This is a genomic window from Pontibacterium sp., assembly GCF_041587635.1.
Classification (GTDB): Bacteria; Pseudomonadota; Gammaproteobacteria; order Pseudomonadales; family Balneatricaceae; genus Pontibacterium.
Window position 1 is genome coordinate 1 of the sequence record NZ_JBFGYC010000741.1, and the last position, 1,307, is coordinate 1,307.

The 1,307-nt window shown below is 45.6% G+C and carries 1 protein-coding gene; it reads right to left on the reverse strand.

The genetic code is table 11. The features are described 5' to 3' along the window. Positions 1 to 100 precede the first annotated feature (100 nt). The gene (galE, locus tag ABYW01_RS21330) at positions 101 to 1,132 is read right to left on the reverse strand and encodes a UDP-glucose 4-epimerase GalE (protein ID WP_372836621.1); all 1,032 of its coding nucleotides are present in this window, start codon (positions 1,130 to 1,132) and stop codon (positions 101 to 103) included. Positions 1,133 to 1,307 lie beyond the last annotated feature (175 nt).

Below are 1,307 nucleotides of genomic sequence, written 5' to 3' on the forward strand. Positions count from 1 at the left end.
ATATCAAAAACCCGTTATCCAGTGGATCGTAAAGCTGCTCCTCTAAAGTGAACAGCATTGCCTTAATCGGGGCTTTTTACATTCCAGATAATCACACAATTTATTTGAAAGAGCAGGCTACATCTTTGAACCCACGCGGGTTTTCTTTCTGCCAGTTCCAGTGATCACGAATCATCTCTTCAATACCATATTCTGCTCGCCATTGAAGTTTTTCTTCACTGAATGTCGGATCAGCAAAGCAGGTAGCGATATCTCCAGTCCTGCGTGGAGCAATCTCATAAGGGATATCTTTTCCAGATATCTGTGCGAAAGTTTTCACTACATCCAGAACAGAATATCCCGTGCCTGTTCCCAGATTGTAAGCCACACATCCATGCCCAGGCATGAGTGCATCCAGCGCCTTCAGATGACCCGCAGACAGGTCCTGTACATGAATATAGTCACGCACCCCCGTACCATCCGCGGTATCGTAATCTGAACCAAAGACTTTCAACTGACGCAGCTGTCCTGCCGCAACTTGGGCAACATAGGGCATTAGATTGTTCGGGATACCTGAGGGATCTTCACCAATAAGACCACTTGGATGGGCGCCTACCGGGTTAAAGTAACGCAGCAGCGCAATCTCCCACTCATCATCTGATACAGCGATATCTCGCAGAATCTCTTCAATCATCAACTTCGACTGACCGTAAGGATTGGTCGCCGAGAGGGGCATGTTTTCAGTAATCGGTACGTGCTCGGGATTGCCATAGACCGTTGCAGACGAACTAAATACCAAACGTTTACAACCCGCCTTTCGCATCTCATCAAATAACGTTAACGACCCTTGTACGTTATTTTGATAATACTCAATCGGCATCTCTACCGATTCACCTACGGCCTTTAACCCCGCAAAATGAATCACCGAATCGATTTGAGCATCTTTAAGCGCTTTAGCCACTAATTTAGAATCACGGATATCACCCTCAATAAACTCCGGGCGCTGTCCACAAATTCGCTCAACCCTGTTAAACACTTCGACATTGCTGTTACATAGATTATCCAGCACCGTAACCCGATGACCTGCATCCAGCAGCTGCACCACAGTGTGACTTCCAATGTAACCGGCACCACCAGTAACGAGTATGTTCATGTAACGTTTACCTGCCTTAATACAGATTAATCTTGTATGTGATTATAGCGGTTAATGATCGCGCTTAGAAAACCCTTAAACCTTCCACACTTAGTCAATATCAGCCACTACCTGCAGGACTCGGTGAAACATATTATTTTTCATAGTACCTCTCCATCATTACAGCTCAGGAAAG

Excerpts from the sequence above, each read along its gene's own strand:
- galE (WP_372836621.1), bottom strand. The coding sequence starts at position 1,132 with ATGAACATACTCGTTACTGGTGGTGCCGGTTACATTGGAAGTCACACT.